Source organism: Frankia sp. CeRuru1 (assembly GCF_977966315.1).
Genome location: NZ_CDWWEW010000476.1, coordinates 1 through 1,856 on the forward strand (window position 1 = coordinate 1; position 1,856 = coordinate 1,856).

General features: G+C 72.6%; 3 protein-coding genes. 1 reads left to right on the forward strand and 2 read right to left on the reverse strand.

Annotated elements, in window-relative coordinates; all coding sequences use genetic code 11:
- Window positions 1-230, forward strand: a 230-nt coding sequence (locus AC08OP_RS22980; protein WP_476616076.1) for a hypothetical protein, incomplete at its 5' end; no start/stop codon positions are given.
- Window positions 231-249: 19 nt separating this feature from the next.
- Here AC08OP_RS22980 and AC08OP_RS22985 read toward each other — a convergent pair.
- Both AC08OP_RS22985 and AC08OP_RS22990 read right to left on the reverse strand, forming a co-directional pair.
- Window positions 250-1,335, reverse strand: coding sequence for a hypothetical protein (locus AC08OP_RS22985; RefSeq protein WP_476616077.1), 1,086 nt, complete (start codon window positions 1,333-1,335; stop codon window positions 250-252).
- Between the two features lie 13 nt (window positions 1,336-1,348).
- Window positions 1,349-1,856 (reverse strand): hypothetical protein (locus AC08OP_RS22990; RefSeq protein ID WP_476616078.1); only part of this gene is annotated, 508 nt, incomplete at its 5' end.

Sequence of the window (1,856 nt, forward strand, 5' to 3'; positions counted from 1 at the left end):
CCCCCCTGGGCGTCCTGGACGCACCCGCCCGAGCGGTGGCCGTGACCGGCACCAAGACCGGCACCGAGACCGTCGCGCTGACCACCGGCAAGGGGTCGGTCCTCCTCGGGACGCTCGACCCGGCCAGGCTGCGCCGGCTGGCCTGCGCCAGGCCGGGCGCGGCCCTGAGCCCGGCCGAATGGAGCCGGCTCATTCCCCGCCTCCCCTACACCGACTCCTGCTCCGGTTAGGACCGCTCCCCGGCTCCGGTCAAGGCCCGTTCTCCCGCTCCGGTGCGGACCGCTCCCCGGCGCCATCCGGCACGTCACGCCCCGGGGCCCGGCGACGCCGCCATCGGCGCCCCAGCGAGAACAACGTGCCCAGGACGAACAGGGACCCGCCGGTGACGGCCGCGGATGTCACGGCCACCCGCCGGGTCGACGTCGTCTTCACCGCGACCCGCTCGGACGCGCCGCGACGGTCGGGGAAGCGGATGACCGCCGTGGCGGTCCGTTCCACCAGCCCGCTGCGCAACGTCACCGTGGCGGTCCACGGCCCGGCGGGCATCTGCCCGTCAAGCGCGAACGAGACCGGGCTGACCTCCCCGGGGGCCGCCGTCGTCCCGAGGTTCGCCGGGAACGGACCGGCCCGCAGGCCGCCGGGCCCGTCGGTCAGTGTCAGCTCACCGGACATGTCCAGCGCCCGGCCACCGGTGTTGCGGATCTCCGTGCTGATCGCCAACCGCCCGTCGAGCAGGCGTTTCGCGGTGAGCGCGGCGATCGTGAAGTCGGCGGCCGGCGGACCGCCGGGGCCGATGTCCAGGTACATCCGGATCCCGACCCGGTTGACCATCTGTACCCCGCTGTCCTCGGGGGCCGGGCTGCCCGCCTGGGCCCAGAGCACGCCGTAGTGTTCCCCCGGCGAGGCGTCCCGCGGTATATCGATGGCGACGGTCGCCGTCTCCCGGGAGTGCGCGGCGACGTCGACCACCGGCCGGTCCAGGCTCGTCCAGGTGGTCAGCTCGTTCGGCGTCCGCCCCTCGGCGAAGTGGAACGCGCTGTCCCCCAGGTTCGCGGCCCCCGGATACAGCTCGATCCGCATCGGGCCGTCGGTGTTGTTCACGACCTGCACCCGGCGGTGCATCGTGGCGCCCGGTTTGAGGTGGTCGACGATGTACTGCTTGGCTCGGGGATCACGCGTCAGGGCCGCGGTGACCTCGGCCAGCCGGATCCCGAAGGTCCCCTCGGTGCGGACGGTTCCCTTCCGGGAGGCAGCCGACGCAGCGGAAACGGTGGTGGTCGGGAAGAGTATCCCGACCACCACCGCGAGGGCACCGAGAAAGGCGCCTCTCCTCATCCCGCGACCTCGATCACGGCACCGTCGAGTGGGTGATCGTGGCGGTGTAGGTACCGACGACGGCGGTGGTCGGGATGTCGACCGTCAGCGTGGGGTTCCACGTCGCCGAGTTGGTACCCGGCCCGCTGGTCGCCGTCACCGTCTGGAGGGGCTGGAACTCCCCGGTGAAGGTCACGGGGGTAGCGTCCCCCGTGTTGTTCACCCGGGTGACCGTCCCCGGGTCGTAGTGAATCCCGGTGGCAGGGATCGGGGCGATACCGGATCCCTGCGGGGCGTTGAAGTTGGTGGTCGAGACACTCACCACCCAGTTCGGTGCCGTCGTGCCCTGGGTGTCGGTGACCTGAACCTGCCCGAGCTGGCCGGAGACGGGTGTCGTGCCGATCGTGCCGGTGAGGGCGGCGGTTGCCGGAGCCGTGATGCTCACGGCCCCTCCGGTGAGGGTCAGGGTCACCGTGGTGTCCGCTGTCGCGGCGCTCGCGGGAAGCGCCGTGCCGATGAGGATCGCCGCGGCAGCGGCGACC